The sequence below is a fragment of the Actinokineospora sp. PR83 genome, from assembly GCF_021056305.1.
In the GTDB taxonomy this organism is placed as follows: domain Bacteria; phylum Actinomycetota; class Actinomycetes; order Mycobacteriales; family Pseudonocardiaceae; genus Actinokineospora; species Actinokineospora spheciospongiae.
Genome location: NZ_JAJCXD010000024.1, coordinates 256,180 through 282,843 on the forward strand (window position 1 = coordinate 256,180; position 26,664 = coordinate 282,843).

29 protein-coding genes are annotated in these 26,664 nt (G+C 72.0%); 15 read left to right on the forward strand and 14 right to left on the reverse strand.

Annotation, left to right across the window (positions count from 1 at the left end; genetic code table 11):
• Window positions 1-51 precede the first annotated feature (51 nt).
• Complete coding sequence (locus L6E12_RS08690; RefSeq protein ID WP_236227365.1) at window positions 52-804, forward strand: ZIP family metal transporter; 753 nt, start codon at window positions 52-54, stop codon at window positions 802-804.
• Window positions 805-976: 172 nt separating this feature from the next.
• On the opposite strand, the gene L6E12_RS08695 is transcribed toward L6E12_RS08690, so the two are convergent.
• From L6E12_RS08695 to L6E12_RS08710, 4 genes are all read right to left on the reverse strand, one after another.
• A complete protein-coding gene (locus tag L6E12_RS08695; RefSeq protein WP_236227366.1) occupies window positions 977-1,543 on the reverse strand; it encodes a hypothetical protein in 567 nt (188 codons plus the stop codon).
• Between the two features lie 414 nt (window positions 1,544-1,957).
• Window positions 1,958-2,947 carry a hypothetical protein gene (locus L6E12_RS08700; RefSeq protein WP_236227367.1) on the reverse strand — a complete coding sequence of 330 codons (990 nt, stop codon included), beginning with the start codon at window positions 2,945-2,947 and terminating at the stop codon, window positions 1,958-1,960.
• Window positions 2,926-3,879, reverse strand: a complete 954-nt coding sequence (locus L6E12_RS08705; RefSeq protein ID WP_236227368.1) for a transporter substrate-binding domain-containing protein — start codon at window positions 3,877-3,879, stop codon at window positions 2,926-2,928. The genes L6E12_RS08700 and L6E12_RS08705 overlap by 22 nt, the downstream gene beginning before the upstream one ends.
• A gap of 115 nt (window positions 3,880-3,994) precedes the next feature.
• Entirely contained in the window at window positions 3,995-4,894 is a 900-nt protein-coding gene (locus tag L6E12_RS08710) for an SDR family oxidoreductase (protein WP_236227369.1), read from the reverse strand.
• An 82-nt stretch (window positions 4,895-4,976) separates the two neighbouring features.
• On the opposite strand from L6E12_RS08710, the gene L6E12_RS08715 reads away from it, so the two are divergent.
• The gene (locus L6E12_RS08715) at window positions 4,977-5,534 is read left to right on the forward strand and encodes a TetR family transcriptional regulator (RefSeq protein ID WP_236227370.1); all 558 of its coding nucleotides are present in this window, start codon (window positions 4,977-4,979) and stop codon (window positions 5,532-5,534) included.
• A 237-nt stretch (window positions 5,535-5,771) separates the two neighbouring features.
• Entirely contained in the window at window positions 5,772-6,857 is a 1,086-nt protein-coding gene (locus L6E12_RS08720) for a glycoside hydrolase family 43 protein (RefSeq protein ID WP_236227371.1), read from the forward strand.
• Window positions 6,858-6,902: 45 nt separating this feature from the next.
• Here the strand turns inward: L6E12_RS08720 and L6E12_RS08725 are convergent, their stop codons facing one another.
• Genes L6E12_RS08725 through L6E12_RS08735 form a run of 3 tightly spaced genes read right to left on the reverse strand, consistent with a single transcriptional unit; the run spans window position 6,903 to window position 9,507 of the window.
• Window positions 6,903-7,568: a methionine ABC transporter permease gene (locus L6E12_RS08725; RefSeq protein WP_110078570.1), complete on the reverse strand. Its 666-nt coding sequence runs from the start codon at window positions 7,566-7,568 to the stop codon at window positions 6,903-6,905.
• On the reverse strand, window positions 7,568-8,575 hold the full coding sequence (locus L6E12_RS08730) for a methionine ABC transporter ATP-binding protein (RefSeq protein ID WP_236227372.1): 1,008 nt from the start codon (window positions 8,573-8,575) through the stop codon (window positions 7,568-7,570). Before L6E12_RS08730 ends, L6E12_RS08725 begins: the two co-directional genes overlap by 1 nt.
• Window positions 8,572-9,507 carry a MetQ/NlpA family ABC transporter substrate-binding protein gene (locus L6E12_RS08735; protein ID WP_236227373.1) on the reverse strand — a complete coding sequence of 312 codons (936 nt, stop codon included), beginning with the start codon at window positions 9,505-9,507 and terminating at the stop codon, window positions 8,572-8,574. Before L6E12_RS08735 ends, L6E12_RS08730 begins: the two co-directional genes overlap by 4 nt.
• 250 nt (window positions 9,508-9,757) lie before the next feature.
• Between L6E12_RS08735 and L6E12_RS08740 the strand changes: the two genes are divergently transcribed.
• On the forward strand, window positions 9,758-10,180 hold the full coding sequence (locus tag L6E12_RS08740; protein ID WP_236227374.1) for a hypothetical protein: 423 nt from the start codon (window positions 9,758-9,760) through the stop codon (window positions 10,178-10,180).
• Window positions 10,181-10,213: 33 nt separating this feature from the next.
• Here the strand turns inward: L6E12_RS08740 and L6E12_RS08745 are convergent, their stop codons facing one another.
• Window positions 10,214-10,702: an FBP domain-containing protein gene (locus tag L6E12_RS08745; protein WP_236227375.1), complete on the reverse strand. Its 489-nt coding sequence runs from the start codon at window positions 10,700-10,702 to the stop codon at window positions 10,214-10,216.
• Between the two features lie 71 nt (window positions 10,703-10,773).
• Between L6E12_RS08745 and L6E12_RS08750 the strand changes: the two genes are divergently transcribed.
• Together L6E12_RS08750 and L6E12_RS08755 are read left to right on the forward strand one after the other, a co-directional pair.
• Complete coding sequence (locus L6E12_RS08750; protein ID WP_236227376.1) at window positions 10,774-11,355, forward strand: TetR/AcrR family transcriptional regulator; 582 nt, start codon at window positions 10,774-10,776, stop codon at window positions 11,353-11,355.
• Between the two features lie 39 nt (window positions 11,356-11,394).
• A complete protein-coding gene (locus L6E12_RS08755; protein ID WP_236227377.1) occupies window positions 11,395-11,829 on the forward strand; it encodes a nitroreductase family deazaflavin-dependent oxidoreductase in 435 nt (144 codons plus the stop codon).
• A gap of 71 nt (window positions 11,830-11,900) precedes the next feature.
• Here L6E12_RS08755 and L6E12_RS08760 read toward each other — a convergent pair whose 3' ends face one another.
• The gene (locus L6E12_RS08760) at window positions 11,901-15,143 is read right to left on the reverse strand and encodes a penicillin acylase family protein (RefSeq protein WP_236227378.1); all 3,243 of its coding nucleotides are present in this window, start codon (window positions 15,141-15,143) and stop codon (window positions 11,901-11,903) included.
• 232 nt (window positions 15,144-15,375) lie between these two features.
• Here L6E12_RS08760 and L6E12_RS08765 point away from each other — a divergent pair, with 232 nt between their 5' ends.
• Both L6E12_RS08765 and L6E12_RS08770 read left to right on the forward strand, forming a co-directional pair.
• Window positions 15,376-15,765 (forward strand): hypothetical protein, encoded by a 390-nt coding sequence (locus L6E12_RS08765; protein ID WP_236227379.1) that lies wholly within the window; start codon window positions 15,376-15,378, stop codon window positions 15,763-15,765.
• 731 nt (window positions 15,766-16,496) lie between these two features.
• Entirely contained in the window at window positions 16,497-17,321 is an 825-nt protein-coding gene (locus L6E12_RS08770) for a hypothetical protein (RefSeq protein WP_236227380.1), read from the forward strand.
• Window positions 17,322-17,330: 9 nt separating this feature from the next.
• On the opposite strand, the gene L6E12_RS08775 is transcribed toward L6E12_RS08770, so the two are convergent.
• Complete coding sequence (locus L6E12_RS08775; protein WP_236227381.1) at window positions 17,331-17,894, reverse strand: TetR family transcriptional regulator; 564 nt, start codon at window positions 17,892-17,894, stop codon at window positions 17,331-17,333.
• 106 nt (window positions 17,895-18,000) lie between these two features.
• Between L6E12_RS08775 and L6E12_RS08780 the strand changes: the two genes are divergently transcribed.
• Genes L6E12_RS08780 through L6E12_RS08790 form a run of 3 tightly spaced genes read left to right on the forward strand, consistent with a single transcriptional unit; the run spans window position 18,001 to window position 19,812 of the window.
• Window positions 18,001-18,915 carry an SDR family NAD(P)-dependent oxidoreductase gene (locus L6E12_RS08780; RefSeq protein ID WP_236227382.1) on the forward strand — a complete coding sequence of 305 codons (915 nt, stop codon included), beginning with the start codon at window positions 18,001-18,003 and terminating at the stop codon, window positions 18,913-18,915.
• A 22-nt stretch (window positions 18,916-18,937) separates the two neighbouring features.
• On the forward strand, window positions 18,938-19,300 hold the full coding sequence (locus tag L6E12_RS08785; protein ID WP_236227383.1) for a metalloregulator ArsR/SmtB family transcription factor: 363 nt from the start codon (window positions 18,938-18,940) through the stop codon (window positions 19,298-19,300).
• The gene (locus tag L6E12_RS08790) at window positions 19,297-19,812 is read left to right on the forward strand and encodes an SRPBCC family protein (RefSeq protein WP_236227384.1); all 516 of its coding nucleotides are present in this window, start codon (window positions 19,297-19,299) and stop codon (window positions 19,810-19,812) included. The genes L6E12_RS08785 and L6E12_RS08790 overlap by 4 nt, the downstream gene beginning before the upstream one ends.
• A gap of 9 nt (window positions 19,813-19,821) precedes the next feature.
• Here the strand turns inward: L6E12_RS08790 and L6E12_RS08795 are convergent, their stop codons facing one another.
• Window positions 19,822-20,466: an NAD(P)-dependent oxidoreductase gene (locus L6E12_RS08795; protein ID WP_236227385.1), complete on the reverse strand. Its 645-nt coding sequence runs from the start codon at window positions 20,464-20,466 to the stop codon at window positions 19,822-19,824.
• The gene (locus L6E12_RS08800) at window positions 20,463-21,389 is read right to left on the reverse strand and encodes an EamA family transporter (RefSeq protein ID WP_236227386.1); all 927 of its coding nucleotides are present in this window, start codon (window positions 21,387-21,389) and stop codon (window positions 20,463-20,465) included. Before L6E12_RS08800 ends, L6E12_RS08795 begins: the two co-directional genes overlap by 4 nt.
• Window positions 21,390-21,479: 90 nt before the next feature.
• Here L6E12_RS08800 and L6E12_RS08805 point away from each other — a divergent pair, with 90 nt between their 5' ends.
• The 4 genes from L6E12_RS08805 (at window position 21,480) to L6E12_RS08820 (ending at window position 24,716) form a co-directional block, all read left to right on the forward strand.
• Window positions 21,480-21,977, forward strand: coding sequence for a MarR family winged helix-turn-helix transcriptional regulator (locus tag L6E12_RS08805; protein WP_236227387.1), 498 nt, complete (start codon window positions 21,480-21,482; stop codon window positions 21,975-21,977).
• Window positions 21,978-22,187: 210 nt separating this feature from the next.
• A complete protein-coding gene (locus tag L6E12_RS08810; protein WP_236227388.1) occupies window positions 22,188-23,171 on the forward strand; it encodes a Gfo/Idh/MocA family protein in 984 nt (327 codons plus the stop codon).
• A complete protein-coding gene (locus L6E12_RS08815; RefSeq protein ID WP_236227389.1) occupies window positions 23,168-24,130 on the forward strand; it encodes a Gfo/Idh/MocA family protein in 963 nt (320 codons plus the stop codon). The genes L6E12_RS08810 and L6E12_RS08815 overlap by 4 nt, the downstream gene beginning before the upstream one ends.
• 22 nt (window positions 24,131-24,152) lie before the next feature.
• Complete coding sequence (locus tag L6E12_RS08820) at window positions 24,153-24,716, forward strand: NADPH-dependent FMN reductase (protein WP_236227390.1); 564 nt, start codon at window positions 24,153-24,155, stop codon at window positions 24,714-24,716.
• Window positions 24,717-24,728: 12 nt separating this feature from the next.
• Here the strand turns inward: L6E12_RS08820 and L6E12_RS08825 are convergent, their stop codons facing one another.
• Together L6E12_RS08825 and L6E12_RS08830 are read right to left on the reverse strand one after the other, a co-directional pair.
• Window positions 24,729-25,319, reverse strand: a complete 591-nt coding sequence (locus L6E12_RS08825) for a class F sortase (protein ID WP_308074469.1) — start codon at window positions 25,317-25,319, stop codon at window positions 24,729-24,731.
• Window positions 25,316-26,491 carry a vWA domain-containing protein gene (locus L6E12_RS08830; protein ID WP_236227391.1) on the reverse strand — a complete coding sequence of 392 codons (1,176 nt, stop codon included), beginning with the start codon at window positions 26,489-26,491 and terminating at the stop codon, window positions 25,316-25,318. Before L6E12_RS08830 ends, L6E12_RS08825 begins: the two co-directional genes overlap by 4 nt.
• Between the last annotated feature and the right edge of the window lie 173 nt (window positions 26,492-26,664).

Here is a 26,664-nt window from a genome sequence, read left to right on the forward strand (position 1 = left end):
TAGGTCTGGCGGTGTCCACTGTCCACATCGGTTTCACGGGAGGTGACGGACTTGCCACAGGTCCTCGCGGCGGGCGGCTGGGGCCTGCTGGCCGGTTCCGCGCTGCTCGTCGGCGCGCTGTTCGGGTTCCTGGCGAAGGTGCCGGGCAAGGTCGTGGCCGCGGTCATGGCCTTCGGCAGCGGTGTGCTGCTGTCCGCGGTGTCCTTCGACCTCATCGCCGAGGCCGAGGAACAGGGCGGCCTGCTCGCCACCGCCGTCGGCGCGGTGGCGGGGGCGGTGGTCTACACCCTCGCCAACGTCGCCCTTGCCCGGCGGGGTGCTCGGCACCGCAAGCGCTCCGGCGACCAGCAGCCGTCGGAGTCCGAGCAGTCCGGGTCGGGGACCGCGCTGGCCCTGGGTGCCCTGCTCGACGGCGTCCCGGAGTCCATCGTGATCGGCACCAGCCTGCTCGGCGGCGGCTCGGTCAGCGCCGTCACGGTGGCCGCGGTGTTCATCAGCAACGTCCCCGAGGGCCTGTCCAGCGCGTCCGGGATGCGCAAGGCGGGCCGCTCGGCGCGGTACGTGTTCGGCCTGTGGGGCGGGATCGCGGTCATCAGCGCCCTCGCGGCGATGGCGGGCAACGGCCTGCTCGGCGGTGCCCCGCCCGCCGTGCTCGCGGCGATCACGGCGGTGGCGGGCGGGGCGATGCTGGCCATGGTCACCGACACGATGATCCCGGAGGCGTTCGAGCAGGCCCACCTGTGGATCGGGCTGATCACGGTGAGCGGCTTCCTGATCGCCTTCAGCCTCTCCCACCTCGGCTGAGCCCCAGTGGCTCAGCGCCGCCCGATGGCCCGGGCATAGCGACATCGCAGGCTCCACCACCTCCGCCGCGTCGGCGGGGACCACCTCGCGCAGCAGGACCACCGTGCCGTCCTCGGACTGGTCGAACACCGTGGGGTCGGTGAGCACGCACTGGCCCGCGCCGCGCGGGTGGTCACCTCTCCCAGCCGCAAATGCCCGCCCAGCAGCCCTCGATGACGGCGACCAGTGGTCCACCGCTGGTCAACACCGCCGACACCTCGCCGCCCAGTTGCTCCTGGAGTCGGCGCAGCGCCTCAGCCCGTGCCGCTCGCCAGTCCGGGTCGAAGACGTACTGCGCGCGGTGAGCCACCAGCACCATGAGGAACCCGCCGCCTTGGGCGCCGAGCCGCGCGCCGATCGCCCGCACCTCGGCGACCGCGTTGCCCTCACGACCGGCTTTCCTCTCCTCGCGTGCCCGTAGGGTGGCTCCCACCAGTTCCCTTGCCGTGCTCTCCAACTCGGCGGTCAGCGGGTGTGGAGCGAGTCGCGCCGCGGCCTCGTGACGCGCGTTGGCCGTCGGGGAATCGAAGGTGACCGGCTGGTGCGGCCGGAGGTCGGCCAGGAACGCGGCCAGTCCCGGTTCCGGCGGTGCGATGGGCGGCCTCGACGGGAGCGGTGGTGGGGTGGGTGCGCGTCGCTGATCCGCCTCCAGCCTGAGCGAGTCGGTCAGCTCGGGGCGCTGCTTGCGCCACTTGAACACGGTGTCTCCCTGAATGGCTCGGTCCGGGTGTGCGTCACCGTCCGGTGCGGGCTGTGCGGAGACGACGGTCAGCCGTGGCGGGGAGCGTCGTACGTCCACGTCGAGACGGTAGTGGCCCGGCGCGGGACCGGTCCCGGTCGTGCAGCCCCGTCGCCGAGACCCCGGATCGGTCGCCCGTCGGGGGGTTTCGGCTTCAGATCGGTGGCCGACGAGATCCAGCGGGTCGTCGCCGAACCCATCGAGGACGCCGGGCGCACCCTGTGACCCGGCGACGGGGTCCACCTGCCCGCCGCCGCAGCCGACCGCGACCCGGCCGGGACGGCGGGCGGGGCGGCTCGACCCGCTCGGGGTGCCCGGGACCCGGCCCCCGCCGCGCGGTCCAAGCCCGCGCCAAACCGCCCGCCGGGAAGTGGTTCAGGGGAGGCGGCCCTCGCAGAGCGGGTCGGTCGCGGGCCGGGGAGCCGTGCGGGCCGGGAGCCAGTCGAGGGCGGCGTCCTCCACCAGCCAGCCGTGGGCGGTGACCGCGCTGTGCGGGATCTGCTGCGCGCCCTCGCACAGCGACTTGGCCACGACCAGGCTGTTCGGCACGAACCGGACCGCGCCGCGGGCGTCGAGCATGGTGGTCATGGTGTCGTCGACCGTGACGACGGTGCCCAGCACCACGGAGTCGGGTTGCCCGCCGCCCGGTCGCAGGTGCAGGGCGACCGCGGGCAGCACCGGGGCGCGCAGGAAGATCGCCAGCAGTGCGAACGGCAGCACCAGCGCCCCCGCCGTGGCGATGCCGTGGGTGGCGGGCCTGGCGACCCGGGCGGGCAGCGGGCCGGTGAGCAGCGGACCCAGCACCGGCGGCAGCAGCAGCGCCAGGGCCAGCGCCACCTCACCGCGGGCGATCGCGGTCACGATCGCCGGGCCGAACCACACCAGTTCCAGCACCCCGACCACCACCGGCAGCAGCACGCACACCGGGAACACCAGGTCGTCGCGGCCCCGCCTGCGCGCGGTCAGGCCGGCGATCGCGCAGCCCAGCAGCAGCAGCGCCGGGAGGAACCGCAACTGCCACACCAGCGCCGACCACAGGAACGCGGCGGTGACCACCCAGTTCGGGGTCCGCTCCACGACCCGTTCGAGCCGGGACGCGTGCCCCGGCCCGGAGCTGACCAGCGACAGCAGGCCGAGCAGGTGGGCCACCAGCAGCACCGCGGGCGGCACCTCCAGCAGGCTGATCACCAGGGAACTGGCCAGTTCCAGCGCGTGCACGTTCTGCACCAGCAGCAGCATGGTGTTGAGGTCCCGGCTGCTCAGCTCCCACAGCCGCAGCACCAGCAGGATGATCGGGAAGGCCGGGAGCAGCGTCAGCGCCCACTGCGCACCCCGGGTCTCGTCTACCCCCCGAGCCTTTCCCACGGCCACAGCCGGACCTCCACCTCCGTCGCCCCCCGCTGCTCGTCCAGCGGCAGCAGTTGCGGCGGGCTGTCCGGGACCATCGGCCGCAGGTGCCGGTCGAACGCCTCCTCCCAGCGCTTGTCCGCCGGGTCGGTCTGCGACCGGTACAGCGCCAGGTTCACCAGCGCCAGCAGCGCCTTGTTGTCGCCCGCGTTCACCGCCCACAGCTCCTTGGCCTCCAGCGCGATGTCGTGGTGCAACAGCTTGTCCGGCTGCCGGTGGGTGAATCCGGCCAGGATCACCGCGTCGGTGGTGACGGCGTCGAGCGTGCCCGCGAGCAGCTCGTCCACGCACTCCTTGATCGTCTGCCGGTAGACGATCTCCGCGCCCGCAGCCTCCGCCGCCTGCACCGAGGTGGAGGTGGTCAACGTGCAGACCTTCTCGTTGGCCAGCTCGGTCAACGCCAGCACCTGCCGGTGGTCGCGGCGGGTGAGCACGGACTGCTCGGTCTCCAGGTAGGGGAAGGAGAAGTTGACCCCGCTCACCGCGGCCCGCTCCGTGGTGGCGCTGTAGGTCGCCACCACCAGGTCCACCGGCCTGCCGTCGACCCCGCGCATCCGGGAGCGGTCCTCGTTGTCGATCTCGACCAGCCGGACCTCGCTGCGGTCGAACCCCAGGTCGGCGGCGAGCAGGTAGGCGATGTCGACGTCGAACCCGGAGATCACCCCGTGCTCGTCGCGGTAGCCGATCCCCGGGATGTCGACCTTCACGCCGATCGACAGCTCGGACTTGCCCTTGACCCCCGCCAGCTCCTTCAGCTCGTCCTCGGTCGGCTCCTGCTCCCACCACACCGCCACCGCGATCCCGACCGCGGCGACCGCCGCGGTGATCAGCGCCGCGAACCGCACCCACCTGGCCCGGTGGGTGTCCGGTCTGTGCTCGTCCTCCGCCATGCGCCGATCCTGCCACGGCGGGACGACGCAACGGGGCCGTTCGATCACCTAGGGGTGCTCGACCCCGCCCACGCGTGGCAGGGCATCCACCGTCCACGTGGGGCAGGACGACCGGCTAGGCCGCTCGGGCGTAGGCCCCGGCGGCGATGTCCTCCAGGAGGGTGGGGCCGGTCGGGGTCCAGTCCAGGAGTTGCCGGGTGCGGGTGTTGGACGCGGTGATGTCCATGCCGAAGAAGTGGCCGAGCCAGCCGAAGTGGGCTTCGGCGTCCTCGGGGGCGATCGAGACCGTCGGCAGGCCCAGGTGTTCGGCGATGGCGGCGGCGATGTCGCGGGAGGGGATGCCCTCCTCGGCGACCGCGTGCAGCCGGGAGCCCGCCGGGGCCTTCTCCAGTGCCAGCCGGACCATCCGGGCGGCGTCCGAGCGGTGCACGGCAGGCCAGCGGGAGGAGCCGTCGCCGATGTGGCCCGATGCCCCGTGCCGCTTCGCCAGGCGGGTCAGTTCGGCGGTGAAGCCGTGGTCGTCCACGCCGTGGACGGTGGGGGAGAAGCGGAGCGCGACCGAGCGGACGCCGCGGTCGGCGTGGTCGAGGGCGAGGTTCTCGCTGCCGCCGCGCATGGAGTCGGCGCCGCGGAAGGGGGACGGGTCGTCCTCGGTCAGGGGGCGGCCGGTGACCCCCGACGCCAGGCCGGAGGCCACCAGGAACGGGCGGTCGCTGCCCGCCAGCGCGTCGAGCATCCGCTGGACGGCGGTGTGCTCGGTGCGACCCGCGCCCGCGTAGTCGGAGAAGTCGTGGTTGAAGGCGAGGTGGATGACGCCGTCGGCCGCCGCTGCCGCCGCGGCCAGGCCGTCGGGGTCGTCGAGGGTGCCGCGGTGGGCGGTGGCGCCCTTGGCCACCAGGGCGGCGGCCGACTCCGCGGAGCGGGCCAGGCCGACGACCTCGTGGCCGTTGGCGAGCAGTTCGTCGGTGACGGCCGAGCCGATCCAGCCGGAAGCGCCGGTGACGAAGACGCGCATGGGGGTTCCTCCTGGTGATGTCAGTTGCTGACATCGACACTAGCACCACATGTCAGTCACTGTCATCACTACACTCGGCGGCATGGGTCGCTGGGAGCCGGACGCGCGCGGGCGGATGATCCGCGCCGCGGTGGAGCTGTTCGACGAGCGCGGCTTCGAGCAGACCACCGCGGGTCACATCGCCGAGCGGGCCGGGGTGACCGAGCGGACCTTCTTCCGCCACTTCACCGACAAGCGCGAGGTTCTCTTCGACAGCACGGGCACCATGGACCGGGTGATCCGCGAGGCGATCGAGGCCGCCCCGGCCGACCTGCCCCCGCTCAGCGCGGCGCTGGTCGGCGTGGTCGCCGCGGGCGAGCTGCTGGCGGACCGGCACGAGCACTCCGCGCGCCGCTCCCGGATCATCGCGGCCACCCCGAGCCTGCGGGAGCGCGAACTGCTCAAGCTGGCCGGGATGGTCGCCGCGACGGCGGACGCGCTGCGGGCACGGGGGGTCGCCGAGCCCGCGGCCAGTCTCGCCGCGCACAGCGCTGTGGCGGTGTTCCAGGTCGCGTTCGCCCACTGGGTCTCGGTGGAGGGCCCGCCCGCTCTCGCCGAGTGCATCGCGGCCGTGGCGGCGGTGCTGCGCGCCCTGGAGTGACTTGCCGGTCGGATCGGGCGTGGCAGCCTCGGTGCGGAAGACCCCTCGGTCGTGTCCTGCTCAAGCCCGGAATGCCCGGCTGGGCGTAGCCGGGCCGTCGATCCCGTGGTGGTCGAGATGCCTGACTGACAAGGGGATCAGCCAGGTGGAAGGCTATCTCCACGCAGGTGTGGGATGTTACTTTCAATGCATCGAGCCGAGGGGACAACGGCTGTCCGGCGATCCGGAGGAGTGCCCATGCGCCCCGTTCACCCCTTCCTGCACACCATCGCAGCCGCCGTGGTCCTTCTCGCCGCTGTGCTGGTCAGTCCCGTCGCCGCCGCCGAACCGGGTCCGGCGTGGTCCACGCGGGGGCAGATCGGGTTGCGCGCCGCCGATCCGAGCGTGATCCGTGTCGGGAGCACCTACATCTCCGTGCAGTCGGCGGCGGGCACCATCCAGGTCCGCCAAGCCCCCTCGCCCGACGCGCTCGCCGGGGCTCCCGCGCGCCAGGTCTGGGCCGACACCGGGAACCTGGGTTCGGTGTGGGCGCCCGAGATCGTGCACGACGGTGGGCGCTACTACATCTACTTCTCCGCGGGCAACGACGCCGCGCACCGCATGTACGCCATCAGTTCGGCCTCCCCGGACAGCGGGTACTCCACGCACCGGCGGCTCGCCCTGCCGGGGGACCGGTGGGCCATCGACGGCACGATGTTCGTCTTCGCGGGGCAGCGCTACTTCGTCTGGTCCGGGTGGGAGGGCACCACCAACGTCGAGCAGAACCTCTACCTGGCCCGCATGTCCGACCCGTTCACCCCGGTCGGTGACCGCCACGTCATCTCCCAGCCGCGCGAGCCGTGGGAGCGCGTGGTGGGCAACCCGTTCATCAACGAGTCCCCCGAGGCCATCAAGGACCCCAACGGCCAACTGCACATCGTCTACTCCGCCAACGGGAGCTGGAGCGACCAGTACTGCCTCGCGGATCTGCGTCTGCGCGCGGGCGGCGACCCCACCCACGTCTGGGACTGGTACAAGTCGAACGGGTGCCTCTTCGGTTCCAACCGGGCCACCATGATGTCGGGCTGGGACCCCACGCTGTCGGTCAACGGCCCCGGGCACCACACCTTTGTCCTCCTCGACGGCGACATCGCCACCAGCCCGCCTGCCGGACCCCGGTTCCCGCTCGTGTTCCACGCGGTCCCCAAGGGCACTCCGTACACCTGGGACAACCGCCAGTGGTACAGCGGCAGCTTCTGCTGGTGGGGCGGCACCACCTACCGGCGGGCGAACGTCCCCGGGCCCACCGCCGACACCGGCTGGGGCCTGAAGTTCTTCGAGTAGGCGCCGGGGGCGCCACCGGGGGTCCGGCGGCGCCCCCGGGCGGGGTCAGCCGCGCCGCAGGACGCGGCGGGCGAGGCGGTTGCCGGTGAACTGGGCGACCTGCACCAGCACCACGATGATCGCCACCGCCACGCCGGTCACCGCCCAGTCGAACCGCTGGTAGCCGTACACGATGGCGAAGTCGCCGAGACCGCCGCCGCCGATGGCGCCCGCCACCGCGGACATGTCGACCACGGCGACGAAGACGAACGTGTAGCCCAGGATCAGCGGGCCCAGCGCCTCCGGCACCAGCAGCGTGGTGACGATCCGCCACGGGGAGGCGCCCATCGCCCTGGCCGCCTCGATGACGCCGGGGTCGATGGTCACCAGGTTCTGCTCGACGATGCGGGAGATGCCGAAGGTGGCGGCGGCGATCAGCGCGAACGTGGCCGCCCCGGTGCCCAACTGGGTGCCGACCACCGCGATGGTGACCGGGCCGATGGCGGTGATGAAGATGATGAACGGGATCGGCCGCACGATGTTGACCACCACGTTGAGCACCGTGTGCACCACCCGGTTCGGCACGATCCCGCCCGCCCGGGTGACGTAGAGCGCGATGCCCAGCAGCAGCCCGAGGAAGCCGCCCACCACCAGTGTGGCCGCGACCATCCACAGCGTCTGCCCCACCGAGTCCAGCAGGACCGGCCAGAGGGTGTTCCAGTCCGTCGCCATCAGCCCAGCTCCTCGACCTCGGTGACCGCGCGCAGCCCGGCGACCACCGCCGCGACCCCGGCGTCCGCCCCCACCAGCTCCAGCGTCAGGCTGCCGAACGACGCCGCGCCCAGCTCCTTCACGCCGCCGTGCACCACCTCGAACCGCACCCCGTGCCGCCCGGCGTCGGACAGGACGGCGCCGACCCGGCTGCCGTCGCGGACCTGGGCGGTGACCAGCGTCCCGGGGTGGCGCTCCCGCAGCCGGGCCAGGCCGTCGGCGTCCGGGCGGGCGCGCAGCACGGTCTCCACGAACCGCTTGGTGGTGCGCTCCCTCGGGGCGGTGAAGACCTCGTGCAGGGTGCCGTGCTCGACCACCCGGCCGGATTCCAGGACCGCGACCCGGTCGGCGATCTCGCGGACCACCTCCATCTCGTGGGTGATCACCACGATGGTCACCCCGAACTCGGTGTTCACCCGCTTGAGCAGGCGCAGCACCTCCGCGGTGGTCTCCGGGTCGAGCGCGGAGGTCGCCTCGTCGGCGAGCAGGACGCGCGGGTTGGTGGCCAGCGCCCTGGCGATGCCGACCCGCTGCTTCTGCCCGCCGGAGAGCTGGTCGGGGTACTGCCACGCCTTGTCGGCGAGGCCGACGAAGTGCAGCAGCTCGGTGACCCGCCGCTCCCGGTCCGCCTTGGCCCAGCCCGCCACCTTCAGCGGGTAGGCGACGTTGCCGAAGACCGTGCGCGACCGCAGCAGGTTGAACTGCTGGAACACCATGCCGATGCCCAGCCGCACCTCCCGCAGCCCGCGCTCGGACAGCGCGGTGAGGTCAACGCCGTCGACCAGCACCGACCCCGACGTCACCTTCTCCAGGGCGTTGACCAGCCGCACCAGCGTGCTCTTGCCCGCCCCGGAGTGCCCGATGACCGCGAACACCTCGCCCGCCTCGACGGTCAGGTCGATCCCGTCGAGCACCGGGGGGCCGCCGAAGGACTTGGTGACGCCGCGGAACTCGATCAGCGGGCTCACTTCTTCGCGCGGATGGTCTCGGACAGCCGGGCCAGGATCGCCCGCAGGTCCGCCACCGGCCGGTCCACCAGCACCGACGTGCCCTTGGACTCCGCCTGCACCTGGTCGGCGACGCGCTTGTCCTTGTAGATCCGCGCGACCTCGGCGTAGGTGGGGTTGTCCTTGTCGGCGTCGCGGGCCACGATCGCGTTGATGTAGGGCTCGGCGGTCGGGTCCTTCGGGTCGTCTCCGAACAGCGCCTTCGACGGGTCGAGGCCGCCGTTGAGCGCGAAGTTGTTGTTCACGACCGCGCCGTCCACGCTGGCCAGGGCGTTGACCGTCTGCGCCGCGTCGACCGGGGTCACGGTCACCTTGGACGCGGCGGTGTCGATCTCCGCAGGCGTCGACAGCACGGTGCCGCCGCCCTTGAGCACGACCAGCCCGGCCTTCTGGAGCACCAGCAGCGCCCGCGCCTGGTTGGTCGGGTCGTTCGGGATGGCCACCGAGCCGCCCTGCGGGATGTCGGCCACCGCGGTGTGCTTCTTCGAGTACAGCGACAGCGGCACCACGTAGGTCGACGCGATCGGCGTCAGGTCCGCGTCGTTGGCGACGTCGTAGTTCGCCAGGAACAGCAGGTGCTGGAACAGGTTCAGGTCGATCTGCCCCTGCGCCAGCGCCGGGTTCGCCTGGGTGTAGTCGCTGAAGTTGACCACCTCCAGGGTGATCCCGCGCTCGGCGGCCAGCTGCGTGAACGTCGCCCAGTACGGCGACCCCGCCTCGGTCGTGCCGATCCGCACCGTGCGGCCCGCCTCCGGTTCGTCCCCGCCCCGGGTGAGGAACACCACCAGACCCACGACGACGACCACGACCAGCACCGCGGCACCGATGAGCACACCCCGGTTCCGCTGGGGCCGCGGTGGCAGCACCAACCCGGAACCCGTTTCCTCAGCCATGACACCCTCTCGTCCTCCGGCGGTGATCTACCGCCCGCGGACACCCTGCGGCAGCCGCCGAGCGGCGACCAAACCGTTCCGCAGAGCGAACCGGTTGGCTTTCCCGGTGCCACCCGTGATAAGCGGCGCCTCCGGTGCGGCCACTGTGGACCTCTGCGTGGTCGGCAACCGGCCGGGTCGGAGCGCGGCGGGGACAAAACGGACAGCTCGTGCGTTGAGGGGGTGACAGCGATCCCGACGAGAGGACCCGATGAGCTTCTTCGACATGCTCAAGGACAAGGCCAGCCAGTTCATCGACGACACCACCGGCCAGGCCACCGACCTGGCGGGCGGCGCCACCGACGCGGTCTCGGGCGCCACCGGCCAGGCGCAGGAGTTCGCGGGCACCGCGACCGACCAGGCCACCGAGTTCGCCGGTACCGCCACTGACCAGGCGAGCGAGTTCGCCGGTACCGCGACCGACCAGGCCACCGAGTTCGCGGGCACGGCGACCGACCAGGCGAGCGAGTTCGCGGGGACCGCGACCGAGCAGGCGTCCGGGTTCGCGGGCGCGGCCACCGAGCAGGCCGAGGGCGCCGTGCAGTCCGGGCAGGGCTTCCTCGGTCAGGCGCAGGAGGCGGTGTCGGACCCCGGCGCGGCAGCCCAGGGCCTGCTCGGCCGGTTCTTCGGCTGAGCAGGTGAGTCCTCGATCACGGTCGGGGCGGGGTCACCCGGTCACCTTGGCCAGGAACGCGGCCAGGTTCGCCACGGTCCGCTCGACCTTCGCCTCGACCGCGATCGACTCGTTCAGCCGCGCGCCGGGGCCCGCGTCCTTGAGCCCCCGCAGGTAGAGCGAGCAGGCGAGGTCGCTGCACACGTACGTGCCCACAGAGTTGCCCTGCTTCCCGGCCGCGCCCGCCTTCGGCGCGACCATCAGCGAGACGCCGCTGACGGGGGAGGTCAGGCACATCGAGCACAGGGTGCGGCGGGGTTGGCCGGTGGAGCTGGGGCAGCGCAGCACGACGGCCTGGTTGCGGCCGTCCAGTTCGGTGACGAGGTAGGCGCGGACGGGGGACTGGGGGTCGCGCCAGCCCAGGTAGTCCAGGTCGTCCCAGGGCTGTTCGCGCAGGTCGTGGGGCACGGACAGGCGCTTGGCCTCGCCCTTGGAGCAGTTCACGAAGGCGGCACGGATCTCGGTTTCGGTCAGCGGCTTCACGGGGAGCACGCTAAGCTTCCTATAGGCTTTAGGCAAATCATTAACGAGTGATGGCAAGTAGGCTGGGGGTCATGGCACGGGCGGGACTGACCACGGAACGGGTGACCCTGGCGGGGGCGGAACTGGCCGACGAGGTCGGCTTCGAGCAGGTCACCGTCTCGGCGCTGGCCCGGCGGTTCGACGTCAAGGTCGCCAGCCTGTACTCGCACGTCAAGGGCTCTCACGACCTCAAGACCAGGATCGCCCTGCTCGCCTTGGCCGAACTCGCCGAGCGGGCGGCGGACTCGGTGGCGGGTAGGGCGGGCAAGGACGCCCTGACCGCGCTGGCGAACGCCTACCGCGACTACGCCCGCGAGCACCCCGGCCGCTACGCCGCGACCCAGTTGCGGCTCGACCCGGAGACGGCGGCGGCCAGTGCGGGCGGCAAGCACTCGCAGATGACGCGGGCCATCCTGCGCGGCTACGACCTGCCCGAACCGGACCGCACCCACGCGGTCCGGCTCCTGGGCAGCGTCTTCCACGGGTTCACCAGCCTGGACGCGGCCGGTTCGTTCGACCACAGCGCCCCCGATGCGGCGGAGAGCTGGCCGCGCATCCTCGACGCCCTCGACGCGCTGCTGCGCCACTGGCCCGCGGCGCACCCGGGCGAGTGACGGCGGAATAGTGACTCCCCGCGCCTGGTTGACCCCGGCATGGTCGACAACACCGCCGAGTTCAGCCCGACGTCCTGGGTGCAGGACCAGACCAGGCAGATCCTCGAAACCGGGACGACGGAGGGCCTGAAGGTCCTCGGGTCGCCGATCGTGCTGCTGACCCTGCGCGGGGCGAAGTCCGGCAAGCGGCGCTACACCCCGGTGATGCGGGTGGAGCACGAGGGCCGCTACGCCGTGGTCGCCTCCAACGGCGGCGCCGAGGCGCACCCCGTCTGGTACCACAACATCAAGGCGCACCCGGAGTTCACGCTCCAGGACGGCACGGTGACCAAGGAGTACACCGCCCGCGAGGTCGACGGCGAGGAGCGCGCGCAGTGGTGGGAGCGCGCGGTCGCGGCGTACCCGTCCTACGCCGAGTACCAGACGAAGACCGACCGCCAGATCCCCGTGTTCGTCCTCGAACCCAAGTCCTGACCCGGGCGCTCTGACAGCGGAAGACCGGGGCCTCCACGTGGAGGCCCCGGTCTTCCGCTGTCGTGCCGCGACTACTTCGCGTACAACTCGAACTCGTACAGCGAGTACCCGTACCGGGTGGCCCGGGACACGCCCTGCATCCTCACGTACCGGGCGTCGGTGGCGGCGAACGCGGCGACGTCGGTCCCGCCGTCACCCGCCGTGGTCGACCACACGTCGCGCCAGGACGTGCCGTCGGTCGACACCTGGATGCGGTACGCCTTCGCGTGGGACGCCTCCCACTTGAGCACCGCCCGCGACACCGACCGGGCCGAGCCCAGGTCGACGGTCAGCCACTGGTTGTCGTTCCAGTCGCTGGCCCACCGGGTGCCCGCGTTGCCGTCGACGGCGTTGCGCGGCGGAGAGTTGAACAGGCCGCGCTCGTAGCTCGACGCGGTGGCCGTGGTGCCCGCGCCGAGGTTCGAGACCTCATCACCCCGGTGCGCCGGGAACTCCACGACCTGCTGGAACGTCGGCCGGTTCTGCCAGCCGATGGTGTCCTGGGTGACGCCGCCGAGCGCGCTGTGGATGATCGAGTCCGCGCACCACTGGTCGCCTGCCGCGCAGTTCCCGTCACCGGGGTAGACCTGCGTTGCCGGGGTGGCGGCGGCCTGCTTGAGCGTGTCGAGCAGCACCTGCCTGCACCTGGCCAGGTCGCCGTCGCCGCAGAACCGCTTGCCCAGCGGGGCCCGCACGTCGTCGCCGAGGACGGCCCGCAGGTCCTTGTGCACGAAACCCCACCAGCCGCCCTGGAACGCCGAACCGCGGTGGCTGTTGTTGTACGACGGCGTCTCGTCGACCTTCTGCCTGCGGGTCAGCTCGGTGTACGCCGCCTCGCCGAGGCCGGGCTGGAACTCGCCCTTGACCAGCAGCGGCCACCACGCGTCGAGCACCTTGATCGCGTTGGCGTTCGCGTAGGTCTTGCTGCCCTGCGCGGTAGCGGTGCGCTTGCCGCCGGAGGCCACCCACTGCTTCAGCTCGGCCACCGCCGCCGCGGTGTCCGCGTCGCCGTCACCGATGACCCGGAACACCTCCGGCAGCACCTTCTCCGCGCGCAGGTCGACCAGCGCCGCCTCGGCCATGGCCTGCACCAGGTTGACCCGGTCGACCTGTCCGCCGTTGCTGATCAGCTCCTTGACCCGCGCGTCGAGCAGGTCGCCGCGGTGCACCGACTGCCGGTCGAGTCCGGAGGACGCGGTACCCGGGGCCTGGCCGTTGTTCCAGGAGATCAGGTAGTCCTGGTTGACGACGTTCGGGTGCGCCTCGGCGGGCACGTAGTCGGCGCGGTTGGTCGCCGGGTCCCAGTTCACCCAGTCGAAGCCCGCGTTCGCCCGCACCGGCATCCCGGGGTCGACGTTGGCCTGCCGGACGGGCTGGAGGCCGGAGTTGTAGTAGGCGATGTCGCGGGAGTCGGCGTAGAACCAGTTGAAGTTGTAGGTGACGTGCGAGGCGGCGCGCTGGAAGTCCGCCGCCGAGGTGATCGCGGCCGGGTCGTTGAACTCCTGGAAGCCGATCACGGTGTCCAGCTCGTGCTGGTAGGTCGACCGCAGCGTGGTGTAGGCGACGGGCTTGCCGCCGACGGTCGCGCGGCTGGCCACCGGGCCGTACTTGGTCCGGTAGGAGCGCAGCGTGTAGGACCCGGCGGGGGTGGTGCTGCCGATGGAGGTGGTCCAGGCGTTCTTGCGCTCCACGACCTCCATCGGGGTGCAGACGCCGCGCAGCAGGTAGCTGTTGCTGTCCTTGGTCACCGGGCTGCCGTCGGTGCTGCACAGGTCGACGGCGTAGGTGTCGGTGATGTCCTGCCCGGAGCTGGTGGCGCTCCAGGAGTAGTCCTGGCCGCGGCCGAGCAGGACGTAGAAGCTGATGCCCGCGAACGAGGCGCCGCGGGCGCTGATCCCCGGGCCCTGCAACTCCTGCAGCATCAGCATCTGCGGCGCGAAGTACCCGGTCTGCGGGCCGAACACGGCCACCGGGTTGCCGCTCTTGGTGTGCGCGCCGGAGACCAGCAGCGCGTTGGACATGCCGTGCTTGTCGGACAACAGGTTGCCGGGCAGCACGCCGTCGTCGAGGGCACCGCGCGCAGCCTCCAGGTTGGGCTTGCCGTCGCGAGTCGTGGGGGAGACGCCGGTCGGCTTGGCCACGTCCTTGCTCGCGGTGGCCGGGGTCGCGGCGCCCGCCCGGTCGAACACCAGCGGCTGCGGGGTCACCGAACCCTTGTCCGGCAGCGCTTCGCCCTGCGGGTTCGCCGGTCGCTTGGCGTACGGGAAGCTCTGTCCGTTGTGGATGGTCTGGATGTGCTCCGGGTCGTCCTCCGAGCGCATGGTCTGCCAGACCCGCTCACCCTCGACGACGCCGTAGCGCTCCTGCAACGCCAGCTTGGCGATCGCCGACTGCACCTCACCACCGCCGCCACCGCCGAACTGCGAACCGATGACGGAGGCGATCACGGCCAGGTCGGTGAGCTTGAACGGCTCGATCCTGCCCCGGTTGGTGATCGCGTCGATGTGCCCGAGCAGCACGTACTCACCGGGGAAGTACCGGCCGTTGTACGCCTCGCTGATGTACTGGTTGACGCCTTCGAGGTAGGAGCGGGCGTCGGCGATGGCGACCTGACCGCGCGGGCTCGCCGCCGCGGCCTCGTCCACCTGCCGCTGCAACTCCTCCTCGGTGTACGGCGCGTCGGCGAAGAACCCCTGCTCCAGCGACTGGTTCGAGGCTGCGCCACCCGCGAACGGGGTGAGCTGCCCGCGCCCGACCCGGCGCAGCACGTCCATCAGGAACAACCGGTCCTGCGCGGCGGCATACCCGGCGCCGAAGGTGGTCCCGGACCGGGTGGTGCCGTAGACGTGCGGCACCCCGGTCGCCTTGTCCCGGATGATCGTCACGTCCGCCCGCGGCTTCTTCGTGCTCTCCACCTGGTCCGGCGCCACACCGAAGGAGGAGTCGTTGAAGAAGGCGTTGATCTTCTCGGTGGTCAGCCCGCCGTACCCCTGCGCGAGCGCGTCGTACTTGCCGATCTGGTCGTCGAAGTGCTTGGGCCGGGTGCCGAACGCCTTGTTCGCCAGGATCTCGACGACCGTGGCGCTGCCGTTCTGCCCCGGCGGCACGATGTCACCGCACTGCCCGAGGCAGTAGTCACCCTGCGCGAACCCGGCCCCCCGGGGCGGCAGGGGAGCCTGCTCCCCGGCGGCCGACCCCTGCACCGCCACCACCGCGGCGGCGGTCACGGCGACCGCGGCCACCGCACCCGTCAGGTACCGGGAACGTCGTCCCATGCCCAACCCCTCTCACTCCGGTGTGATGAGCGGTGAGGCTACCGCCGGGCCCGGAACTTATGAAGGCCTTCACATTTCGCACCGGTGAGGTTGGTCCGATGGCGCAGGCAGCGCGCGGCGAAACTGGCAGAGGGTGACAAAACGCGATCTCCCTTCGGCCGGTCAGGTGGCTTCTGGCAGGGTGGTCCGACCGAAGCCGCCCGACCCGCTTCGGGGACGGGAGGGGAACAGCGTGACTTCCCGACCAGAGCGGCTCAACCCCAACCTGATCGTCGGCCGCAAGGCCCAGGTGGTCCTGGAAGTCGTGGACACCACCGAAGACCTCCTCGCCCTCCAATTCGTGTTCGAGGACAAAACATCGGCCCTCTTCACCATCTGGACCGACTGGACCCTGGTCCTCGACACCCGCCCGGACGACGGGGTCCCCGACTACTTCTGGCCCCCCGAGAACCACGCACAGCGGCCACTGGGCATCAAGGTTCCCCAGGGAGGACTGGAAATCCTTTCGGTGGCCGCCCGCACCAACGACATCGGCGAACTGACAGGCGCCGACATCACAGCCGGACCCCACCTCATCGCACTGCGCATCTTCGCGGGCGATCTGGCACTGACCATCGAGTGACCAACAGCAGGCACAGCCGCCCACCCCAAACCGCAGACCTGGCGGCCAGCCACACCGAACCCCACCAGGCGCAGCGAAAGCCGACCACCCCACAAACCGCCGGCCCGGTGACCAAATGCCCGGGTGGGTGGATCTGCTTGGGTGGGGGTGCCGATCATGTGCAAGCCTGCCTGGGTTGTGGGGCATCCCTTCAGCCCCACTCGGTCACACTGGGCGCATGATCGGCGTAGGGGCCCCGCCCAAGCGGATTCACCCACCCGGGCACGCCCCCGAAAACCCCGGGCTTGAAGACCAGGACCGGACCACCTTGGATCGCATGCCTCGCTCACCTGCCGCCTTGAGGGTGCAGCCCCGCTCGCGCGGGGAGGACGCGGAGCTGCTGGTGGTCGACGCGCAGCGGATGGGAACAGCCCCGCTCGCGCGGGGAGGACCACACCGTGCTCGGCTTCGTCGACCTGGACGAGGGAACAGCCCCGCTCGCGTGGGGAGGACACTTCTTGACGTGCGGTTTTCAGCGCCTAGAGGTGAATTTAGCATCACTTCCAGCGAGGATTCGAAACCGGGAGACGGGTTGATCACCATCCGTCTCCCGCGCTCTCCAGCAGCGGCGCACCACGTCAAAGACGATCTTCCCGCCTGCAAGCGCCCAGCGTACGATGGATGGGCTGCGCGGCGGTTGGCCGGGCGTTCGGGGGAGCGCGCCACAGCACACCCCACGGACCGGAGTCCCGATGACGAGCGCCCACCCGAAGCCGAAGTCCTACGACGACATCGCCCCCGCCGTGCGCGAGAAGTTGAAGACCGCCTACACCCCGGCCGACCTCTTCGACCCCGCCTCCGACGGGAACCTGCTCACCACCGCCGTGGACGTCAAGGCATGGGCTGAGGCGGGGCGCGGGGCGGCGCAGGGGTTGGGGAGGGCGCGGCGGCTCGGTTCGGAGAAGGAGAAGTTGGAGGCGGTCGAGCAGCAGTTCGCGCGGGTGAGTGTCGCGGCGGGGCGGGACCTGGGGGCTGCTCGGCAGGCGCTGGCCGCGTTCGCCGGGTGGAGGGACTACCCGGGTGGTGATGCCTGGGGTTTCTTCGTCGACCTGCAGGGCCCGCTGGCGAAGTTCGCGAAGGACGTGGTGGTCGAGCAGCGGTGGGTCGCGTGGTTGGAGGGCACCAAGCAGACCACGCAGGCGATCGCCTTCACCGAGACCAAGCGGCACGCGAACGGGCCGGACGGCGTGGTGGGCACGGTGATCGCCGGGATGGCCGACGGCGCCGGGGGTTCCTGGGTCGGTACCAGCGGCCACGGTGCGGTGCACCGGGTGATGTGGGACCTGCTCGACGGCGTCAACCAGGTCGAGGCGTGGGAGACCCACGTGTGCGGTGAGGTCGACGCCATGAACCAGTACCTCGTCGCGCACGCCGTCAACTCCGTCGCGGACATCCCGGTCGGTGGGGTGTTCAGCCACGCGCAGACGTGGGATGCCGGTCAGCGCAAGTGGAAGGCGCGGGCGGCGTGCGGGAACTGCGAGCAGTGGCTCAAGCGGATCGGGGCTTACCTGTCCTGACGCGTAGGCTCAGGTCAGGAGGGCGGCCACCGCGTCGACCACGACCTGGCGTCTGGTCCTGGTGTCGGTGCCGTCCACGAGGGCGTCGAACTCGGGGATGTTTGCGGTCCAGAAGCCGGACAGGTGGATCACCAGGCCGAGGAGGACGTGCGGGGGGAAGCGGGTGGGCAGGGCGCCCCGGGCCTGGGCCTCGGCGATGGCGTTGACCTTGGCGGTGTTGCTGGCCAGGACGACGTCGACCAGTTCGCCCGAGTCCGCGCGTTCGAGGCGGTGCCAGGTGGCGATGCGCTGCACCCACGGGCGCTGCTCGTAGGAGTCGAACAGCCTGCCCGCGTACTCCGGGAGGTCGTCGGGGCTGATGGGGACGGCGTCGACGGTTTCCCGGCACATGGCCTCGAAGACGGCGTTGAACAGGCCGTCCTTGCTGCCGAAGTAGTGGTAGATCTGCGCCTTGTTGCTCTGCGCCACGGCCGCGATCCGGTCGACCCGGCTGCCCGCGATGCCGTGCGCGGCGAATTCGTCGCGCGCCGCCGCCAGCAACCGCGCCTGCGTGGCCTCCGCGTCCCTGGGCATGGGGCACAGAGTACTGACTAACCGGTTGGTTGACAGCGGGGAGGGGTGGGTGTTCACTGGGCATCACTCCTAAACAACTGGTTAGTTAGCGCTTGGGAAGGGTGTCATGATCACCTCGAACTCCTCCGTGTTCCTCATCAGCGGCGCTTCCCGCGGTCTGGGGCATGAGATCGCCCTGGCCGCGCTCCGCGCCGGGCACCGGGTGGTGGCGGGCGCCCGCCGTCCCCCGGCCCTGGACCACCTGGTGGCCGAGTACGGCGACCGGGTGCACGTCGTCGGTCTGGACGTGACCGACGGGGCCGCCACCGAGGCGGCCGTCGCCTCGGCGGTGGCGCGGTTCGGGCGGGTCGACGTGCTGGTCAACAACGCCGGGTACGCCAACGTCGACTCCATTGAGGACGTCGACCTCGACGACTTCCTCGCCCAGGTCGACACGAACCTGTTCGGCGTGGTGCGGTTGACCAAGGCCGTGCTGCCGGTGATGCGCGCCCAGCGGTCCGGCCGGATCATCCAGGTGTCCTCGGTCGGCGGCAGGCTCGCCACCCCGGGCCTGGCCGCCTACCAGTCCGCCAAGTGGGCTGTCGGCGGCTTCTCCTCCGTGCTCGCGCGGGAAGTGGCGCCGCTGGGCATCAAGGTGACCGTCGTGGAACCCGGCGGGATGCGCACCGACTGGGCGGGGGCGTCCATGCGGATCTCCGCGGTCCGGCCGGAGTACGCCGAGACCGTCGGTCGGACGGCCGCCGTGCACGCCTCGGGTGCGACCGGTGCCAGTGACCCGGTCAAGGTCGCCCGGCTCGTCCTCGACCTGGTGGACCTCGACGAGCCGCCGCTGCGCCTGCTCGTCGGCGTCGACGCCCACGCCTACGCCACCGCCGCGGGCCGCTCCCTGCTCGCCGAGGACGAGCGGTGGCGTGCCCTGTCCGAGTCCACCACGGCCGACGACGCCACTCCCGAACACCTCGACCCCCTCGGCCACCGGGGTCGGAACGGGGCGGCCGCGAACCCGCTTGCGGAAGCGTAACCACTGGGTTACGCTTCCGCTCGTGGACGAGGTCGTCGGTGCGATGGCGGACCCGGTGCGCCGGGACATCCTGGTGATGCTGCGGCACGAGCGGCTGTCCGCGGGGGAGATCGCCGCGCGGTTCCCGATCAGCAGGCCCGCCGTGTCCCGCCACCTGCGCGTGCTGCGCGACAGCGGCCTGGTCCGGGACGAACTCGTCGGCAGGCAGCGGTTCTACGTGCTCGACCCGGGGAAGTTCACCGAGGTCGTCGACTGGCTGGCCCAGTTCACGCGCTCCTCCGGCTGGCAGCAGCGCCTCGACGCCCTGGCGACCGAAGTCCACCGGACCCGGCGCGAGCGCGTCGTCCGCGAAGCCACCGAACACGCAGAGGAACACACAGCATGAGCCCCGTGCCCACCGGCAGACTGCTCCGCACCGCCGTCGGAACCGACCTGGTGCTGCCCCGCACCTTCCGCGCCCCGGTGGCGGACGTGTGGGCGAGCATCACCGAGCCCGAGCGGACCGCGCGCTGGTTCGGCCCCTGGGAGGGCGAGGCGGCACCCGGGCGGACGGTCAAGGTGCAGATGGCGTTCGAGGAGGAGAAGCCCTGGTTCGACCTTCACATCGAAGCCTGCGAGCCCCCGCGACGACTGGCTGTCTCCTCGATCGACGAGTTCGGCTCCTGGCGCCTGGAACTGCTGCTCTCGGAGCACCGGGGGACGACGGAACTGCAATTCGTGCACCACTTGGACGACGAGGACTCGATCGGTGAGGTCGGCCCGGGCTGGGAGTACTACCTGGACCTGCTCGTCGCCTCCCGCGACGGATCACCCACACCGGACTTCGACGACTACTACCCGTCCATGAAGGCCCACTACACCGGACTCACCACCGCGACCGATCGCGAACAGGGGTGATCGCCCCGTTCAAGGCGTCAACCGTGCAACGGTGAAGTGGCGCGATCCGGGCTGCGGGTCTTCGATCTCGTCGAGGACGGCAACGGCGAGGTCGTCGGCAGTGATCTGGGACATTCCGTTGGCGTCGACGAGGATCCGGTTTCCCCCTCGCTGGTAGGAACCCGTGCGTTCGCCGGGTTCGAGCAGCGCGGGCGGGCTCAGGTAGGTCCAGTCCGCCGGGTGCGCCGCGCAGGCGTTGAACTGGTCGACGCTGGCCTGCGCGGTGGACCGCCATTCCCGGGGGACGAAGCGCGGGTCGTCGACCACGAGCCGGTCCGAGTCGGGGCTCCGCAGCGGGCCTGCGCCACCGATCACGACGACCCGGCGGCCGGAGGCCAGGGCCGCGTCGAGAACCGTGGTCACCGGGGAGGCGACGTCACCTTTTGTTCCCGGGGCCTGCCTGGTGGCGAGCACGATGACGTCGTGCTGGGCCGCCAGGCGGGCCATGGCCGCCGGGTCGGTCGCATCGGCGGTGAACGACGCGAATCCCCCGGGCGCTCGTTCGCCGCTCCCGCCCGATCGCGAGAACCCGGAGACGGTGTGTCCACGTCGGACCGCTTCCGCGGCGATGCGGGAGCCCGCCATCCCTGTTGCCCCGACAACGGCGATCTTCATCGTGTGCTCCCTGCCTGCGCGACGGCCACCGTGGGCTGATCGCCGTCGGTGTTCGGGGCTGTGGCTGTTCTTCCGCCGGGGGTGATCTGGCCCGCGACGATCGCCGCCAGGGCGAGGGCGAATCCGACCACCTGCGCCGCGCCGGGGGTCTGGCCCAGGAGGACCGCTCCCAGGGTCGCGGCGACCAGTGGGGACAGCAGTCCCAGCACGGCGACCGAGGCGACCGGGAGGCGGGCGATGCCGTCGAACCACAGCGTGTAGGAGAGCAGCCCGCCGATGAGCCCGAGCCAGGCGTAGCCCGTCAGTGCTGTGCTGTCGATGCTCGGCGGAGCACCCTCGACGAGCAGCGTGACGGGCAGGAGGAACAGTCCTCCGGCTGTCAGCTGCCACCCGGCCAGGCCCATCGCGGGCACCCCGGTGGGCCGTCCCCACTTCTTGGTGAGCGTGACACCGACTCCCATGGACACCGCGCTCATCAGCCCGGCGGCCACCCCCACCGCGTCGAGCGCCGCAGTGGAGCGCAGGACGACCAGGGCGACACCGGTGATCCCGACGAGCCCCCACGACAGGCGCCACGCGGAGAACGGCTCGCGCAGGACGACCACGACGAGGACGGCGACGACGAGTGGCTGCGCGGCCCCGAGCGTGGCGGCCACGCCGCCGGGCAGGTGGTGGGCGGCGACGAACAGCAGCGGGAAGAAGGCGCCGATGTTCAGCGCGCCCAGCACGGCGGACCTGCACCACCACGCGCCCGTGGGCAACGCGCGGGTCACCGCGATCGCGAGCAGCCCGGCGGGCAGTGCCCGCGCCAGCGAGGCGAACAGCGGGTGCCCGGGCGGCAGCAGTTCGGTCGTCACGATGTACGTCGTCCCCCACACCGAGGGGGCGATCGCGGTGAGCACTGTGGTCCGGAACCTGTTCACCGAAACTCCTCAACGTTGAACTGTTTAACGTTGAGGACCGTACGGTGATAGCCTCGCCAGGTCAAACAGTTCAACGTTGAGAGGTGCGTGGTGGAGGACAGCGTCGACCGCGTCATCGCCCAGTGGGCGCGGGCACGGCCCGACGTCGACGTCAGCCCGATGGGTGTGCTCGGCAGGCTCTCCCGGCTCACGCGCCGGTTCGAGCGCGAGTTGCAGGAGGTCTTCACCCGGCACGGCTTGCAGCCGGGGGAGTTCGACCTCCTCGCCACCCTGCGGCGCGCGGATGTCGACGGGCACGGCCTGACGGCGGGGCAGCTCGCCGACAGCGCCATGGTCACCTCGGGTGCGATCACGAACAGGCTCGACCGACTCGTCGCCAAGGACCTCATCACCCGCGAGGCGGACCCGCGCAGCCGCCGCACGATCCGCGTCGCCCTCACGCGGAGGGGGCAGGAGGTCGTCGACGCCGCTCTGCACGACCACGTCGCCAACGAGGAACGCCTGCTCTCCGCCATGACAACCGCGCAGCGCGGACAGCTCGAAGGTCTGCTCAGGGTCCTGCTCCACGACAGCGAGAACCAGGACTGACGGCCGGACCGCGACTACCCACGTTGGTGGTGGTCCCGGCGCGCGGTGTGGGCGAAACTGATCAGGCTCCGGGCGCGCGAGGCGTCGGCAGCCGGGTCGGGACCGGCTTTCCCCCGGTTGTCCACAGCAGTACTCCATCCGAGGTGCCTCCGGCCGTCGGGAACGGCGCGGCGGCGGTCGAGGCGATGTGGAAGAAGGGCTGGGGATGCCATGCGGCAGCTTGAGGTCGCACTGATCGGCGCGGGGCTGATCGCCCGCCTGCACCTGGACGCGTGGATCCGGGCCGGGGCGTCCGTGCGCGTGCACTCCGACGACGGCCGCGCAGCGGACCTGGCCCGCGAGTTCGACGCCGGGGTGGCCGACTCCCTGGCCGCCGCCCTGGACGGCGCCGACGCCGTGGACATCTGCACCCCGACCGGCAGCCACCACGCGATCGCCATGGCCGCCATCGCCGCGGGGGTGGCGGTGGTGTGCGAGAAGCCGCTGTCGGCCGACACCGCGGAGGCCGAGGAGATCGTCACCGCGGCGGAGCGGGCGGGGGTGCCGCTCTACCCGGCCCACGACCTGCGCTTCTCCGCGCCGTTCGCCCGGCTGCACGAGGTGGTGGCGGCGGGGCGCCTGGGGGCGGGGGCGCTCGCCCGGTTCACCGTGACCGGCTACCACCCGCGGCCGTGGACCGGGCACGTGCCCGCGCGGGCGGGCGGGATCCTGACCGACCAGATGCTGCACGGGGTCGACATCGCCCGGTGGGTCTTCGGGGACGTGGTGCGGGTGCACGCCCACTACCAGGGCGACATCGCCACCCCGGCCCCGGCGGGGGCCGTGGGCGTCGGGACCGTCGTGCTCACCCACGCCGGTGGCGCGCTGAGCCGGATCGTGAGCCGGTGGACGGCGAAGCAGCTCCCACCCATGCGCGTCACCTTCAGCGTCTCGGGCACGGGCGGCACGGTGGAGCACGACTCCACGTGGCCGCAGGAGGTCCGGGCGACCGGCGACCTGGCCGAGAGCTTCCAGTACCACGGCGAATCGCCGTTCGTCGCCGAGATGCGCGAGTTCGCCGAGGCGTTCCGGGGCGGCCCACCGCCTCGGTTGGGCGCCGGGGACGCACTGGCCGCCGTCCGCCTCACCCAGGCCGCGGCGGAGTCCGCGTGGACGGGGCGGGCCGTGGAACTGCCCGCCGAGGAGGTCGCGTGAAGGTCGCGGTGCTGTCGTTCGCCCACGAGTGCGCCACCGCGTACGCCCGGCTGCTGCGGGACATGCCCGGTGTCGACGTGGTCACCGCGGACCAGGGTGACCCGGCTCGGGGCCGGGCCGCCGCCGAACGGCTCGGTGTGTCCCACATGGACACTTGGGACGAGGTGTTCGCCGCGCGCCCCGACGCCGTGGTGGTCACGAGCGAGGTGGGACTGCGCCGGGAACTGGTCGAGCGGGCGGCCGGGGTCGGGGCGCAGGTGCTGTGCGAGCACCCGCTGGCCGTCGAGGAGGCGGACGCCCAGGCCGTGGTGGACGCCTGCGCGGACGCGGGGGTCCGGCTGGCGCTCGCGTCCCCGGCCTGGTTCAGCCCGGCCTTCACCGCCGTGCGCGAGGCGATCGCGGGCGGCGGTGCCGTCGGCGAGCTGATGACCCTCCACGGGGCGTACGACAGCCCCGACCGCTCCCGGGGGGCACTGGGTGCCGCGCCGTACCTGCTCGACCTGGTGGACGCGGTGCTCGGCGGCGAGCAGGCGGAACAGGTGTACGCGCAGACGAACAGCGTCTTGAGTGCAGACCCGGGTGTGGAGAGCGCGGCACTGGTCAGCGTGCGCTACCCGAGCGGGGTGGTCGCGGCCATCGATTGCGGCTGGAACCCGGAGGGGCGGCGGGCGGGCGGGCCGACCATGACCTTCGTCGGGGACCGGGGGAGCGTCGAGTTCGACGCCCGCCCGCGGCTGCTCGGCGGCTTCGACACCATCGCGGGCGGGGAGCTGTGGGAGCCGGGCGGGGCCGACCCGCACGCGGTCATGCTCGGCGAGTTCGTCGCGGCGGTCGGCGAGGGCCGCGCGGTCGGCCCCGACGGCGCGGCCGGGGTGCGCGCGCTGCGGATCGTCCGGGCGGCCTGCGAATCGGCGCGCACCGGCCAACCCGTCGACGTGGCCGCGCCGTCGCCAGGATGACCGCTCGGACGTGGAGGCGCGCATGACCAGGATCGGGATCATCATCGGCACCACGCGCCCCGGGCGCCTCGGACCCCAGGTCGCGCGGTGGGTCGAGAAGGCGGCCGCGGCGCGCGGGGACGCCGACTTCGAGGTCGTCGACCTCGCCGACTACGACCTGCCCCTGTTCGACGAGCCCCGCGTGCCCCGGTTGGGCGTGTACGAGCACGCCCACACCCGAGCCTGGAGCGCCAAGGTCGCCGAGCTGGACGGGTTCGTGTTCGTCACCCCCGAGTACAACTGGTCGATCCCGGCCGTGCTCAAGAACGCCATCGACTTCGTCTACCAGGAGTGGAACCACAAGGCGGCCTGCTTCGTCGGGTACGGCAGCAACGTCAACGGCGCCCGCGCCGTCGAACACCTGCGGCAGATCGCGGGCGCGGTGCAGCTCGCGACCGCCTACACCCAGGTCAACCTGTCGCTGTGGACCGACTGCGCGGAGTTCACCACCTTCACCCCGGCCGAGAGCCACGACGCCGTGCTCCAGCGGATGCTCACCGAGGTGATCAGCCTGACCGACGTGCTCGCACCGCTGCGCCGGGCCTGAACCGCTCCCGGCTCAGACCAGGTCGGCGTAGACGATGACGTTGTCCTCGTAGTTGCCGGTGGCCCGGTCGAAGGCGCCGCCGCAGGTGATCAGGCGCAGTTGCGGGTCGTCGGTCTCCCCGTAGACGGCGTCGGTGGGGAAGTCGGTCTTCGCGACGCGGTCGACCCGGCGGACGGTGAAGGCGGCCGTGCTCCGGTCGTTGCGGGTGACCTCGACGCGGTCGCCCGGGGTGAGGGTGGCCAGGTCGTGGAAGATCCCCGGCAGGCTGTGGCCGTCGACGTGGCCGAGCAGCACGGCGGGGCCGGGGTCGCCGGGGGCAGGGCCGTGCTTGTACCAACCCGCCTGCGCGGGGTGGTCGAGCGGGGGGACCTCGGCGGTGCCGTCGGGGTTGAGGCCCAGGGGGATGAGGCTGGACCGGGCGCCGAGGGCGGGGATGTTGACCTCGACGGGCGCGGCGGCGGACACCGCCGGTGGAGGGGTGGTGGCCCTGCCGACGGGGTGGCCGCCCGTCACCTCCGGGGACCAGAGCAGACCGGTGGTGATCAGGCCCGCGGCGAGCGCGCCCACCAGCGCCGCGACGAGCACCCGGCCGCGGGCGATCACGGGACCACCGTCCCGCCGCCGGTGGCCACGCCGCCGCGCGGGATGGCGCTGACCTGGCTGTTGCCGGGCAGTGCCGCCGCGGGCGGCGGGGCACCGGGGCTGGTGGCGCCGGTCGGGGTGGTGGTGGCGGGCGGGTTCGTGGTCGTGGTGGGACCGGGGGTGGTGGAGGGGGCGAGGATGATCACGTTGGTGCAGTCGGTGACCTTCCCCGGTCCGGCGTAGTCGCTGCCGTGGGCGGTGACGCACAGCGGGTGGTTCCCCACGTCCAGCGGCGGGGTCCGCACGGTGTAGCGGACCTGCTTCGGCCCCGGCTGGGGCAGGGCGGGGGTGATGTCGGTGATCGGCAGCTCCGGGCCGCCGTCCACGGTCAGCGTCAGGTGGTGCAGCTCGGAGGCCAGCAGCCGCGACAGCGCCTGCCCCAGGTCGGCGAACCCCGACATCGAGCAGGTGCCGCCGGTGGCCCGCGCGATCCGCTCCAGGGACACCGGCCCGCCCTGGCAGGAGGCGTCGGGGCCGAACCCGAAGGTGTGGATGTCGACCGCGTCCGGCAGGTCGGCCAGCATGCGCTCCGCCTCACCGCCGGTGCCCACGTTGTGGCGGCCGTCGGACAGGAACAGCACCAGCTTGCGCGTGCCCGTGGTCGCCGCCGACACCTCCGCCGCCCGTTCCAGCCCGGCGATGAAGTTCGTGCTGCCGTCGAGGTAGGGCATGGCGCCCAGCGCTTCGAGGAAGTCCGGGGCACCGCTGCCGTTGTTGTCGGCGGTGGGCGCGACGGCGAGCTGGGTCCCCGGCGCCGCGTCCACGTCGATGCTGCGCCCGTCGGTGGCGAAGGTCGCCAGGCCGACGCTGCCGATCCCGTAGGCGGGGTTCAGCGCGTACTGCCGGTGGAACCGCTCGACGGCCGCCTTCTCCTGGGCGAACCCGGCGGCGCTCAGGCTGCCCGACCCGTCCAGCACGTAGGTCACCGACGTGGTGGGCGGCACCGCGCCCGTGCCGACCGACGCCGTGCCGACGACCGTGGTGGTGCCCTTGGGGATGACCGTGTCCGGCAGCGGTGCCTCGACGTCCACCGCGATCCCGATCCCACCGGGCAGGGTGCCGTCCACCGCGCCCGCCGGGGCACCACCCGCCACCACCAGTACGGCGGCCATCGCGGCACCGAACCTTCTCATCCCGTGTCCTCACGTCGTAGGGACTGCACCGGTCCAACGACCGGGCAGTGCACGGGGAAACCGCTCGATCGGGTGATCACGATGTGGTCACCCCGGCCTGCTGCGCAGGGGCATCGGGGGCGCGGAGATCCTTACCAGGTTGAGGGGTGCTCAGCGGGTCGGCGCTGCCCCAT

Coding starts and splice junctions, on each gene's coding strand:
- L6E12_RS08705 (WP_236227368.1), bottom strand. CDS start 3,879: ATGGCGGAGGACGAGCACAGACCGGACACCCACCGGGCCAGGTGGGTG.
- L6E12_RS08710 (WP_236227369.1), bottom strand. CDS start 4,894: ATGCGCGTCTTCGTCACCGGCGCTTCCGGCTGGATCGGCTCGGCCGTC.
- L6E12_RS08715 (WP_236227370.1), top strand. CDS start 4,977: ATGGGTCGCTGGGAGCCGGACGCGCGCGGGCGGATGATCCGCGCCGCG.
- L6E12_RS08720 (WP_236227371.1), top strand. CDS start 5,772: ATGCGCCCCGTTCACCCCTTCCTGCACACCATCGCAGCCGCCGTGGTC.
- L6E12_RS08725 (WP_110078570.1), bottom strand. CDS start 7,568: ATGGCGACGGACTGGAACACCCTCTGGCCGGTCCTGCTGGACTCGGTG.
- L6E12_RS08735 (WP_236227373.1), bottom strand. CDS start 9,507: ATGGCTGAGGAAACGGGTTCCGGGTTGGTGCTGCCACCGCGGCCCCAG.
- L6E12_RS08740 (WP_236227374.1), top strand. CDS start 9,758: ATGAGCTTCTTCGACATGCTCAAGGACAAGGCCAGCCAGTTCATCGAC.
- L6E12_RS08750 (WP_236227376.1), top strand. CDS start 10,774: ATGGCACGGGCGGGACTGACCACGGAACGGGTGACCCTGGCGGGGGCG.
- L6E12_RS08755 (WP_236227377.1), top strand. CDS start 11,395: ATGGTCGACAACACCGCCGAGTTCAGCCCGACGTCCTGGGTGCAGGAC.
- L6E12_RS08760 (WP_236227378.1), bottom strand. CDS start 15,143: ATGGGACGACGTTCCCGGTACCTGACGGGTGCGGTGGCCGCGGTCGCC.
- L6E12_RS08770 (WP_236227380.1), top strand. CDS start 16,497: ATGACGAGCGCCCACCCGAAGCCGAAGTCCTACGACGACATCGCCCCC.
- L6E12_RS08775 (WP_236227381.1), bottom strand. CDS start 17,894: ATGCCCAGGGACGCGGAGGCCACGCAGGCGCGGTTGCTGGCGGCGGCG.
- L6E12_RS08780 (WP_236227382.1), top strand. CDS start 18,001: ATGATCACCTCGAACTCCTCCGTGTTCCTCATCAGCGGCGCTTCCCGC.
- L6E12_RS08790 (WP_236227384.1), top strand. CDS start 19,297: ATGAGCCCCGTGCCCACCGGCAGACTGCTCCGCACCGCCGTCGGAACC.
- L6E12_RS08795 (WP_236227385.1), bottom strand. CDS start 20,466: ATGAAGATCGCCGTTGTCGGGGCAACAGGGATGGCGGGCTCCCGCATC.
- L6E12_RS08810 (WP_236227388.1), top strand. CDS start 22,188: ATGCGGCAGCTTGAGGTCGCACTGATCGGCGCGGGGCTGATCGCCCGC.
- L6E12_RS08820 (WP_236227390.1), top strand. CDS start 24,153: ATGACCAGGATCGGGATCATCATCGGCACCACGCGCCCCGGGCGCCTC.
- L6E12_RS08830 (WP_236227391.1), bottom strand. CDS start 26,491: ATGAGAAGGTTCGGTGCCGCGATGGCCGCCGTACTGGTGGTGGCGGGT.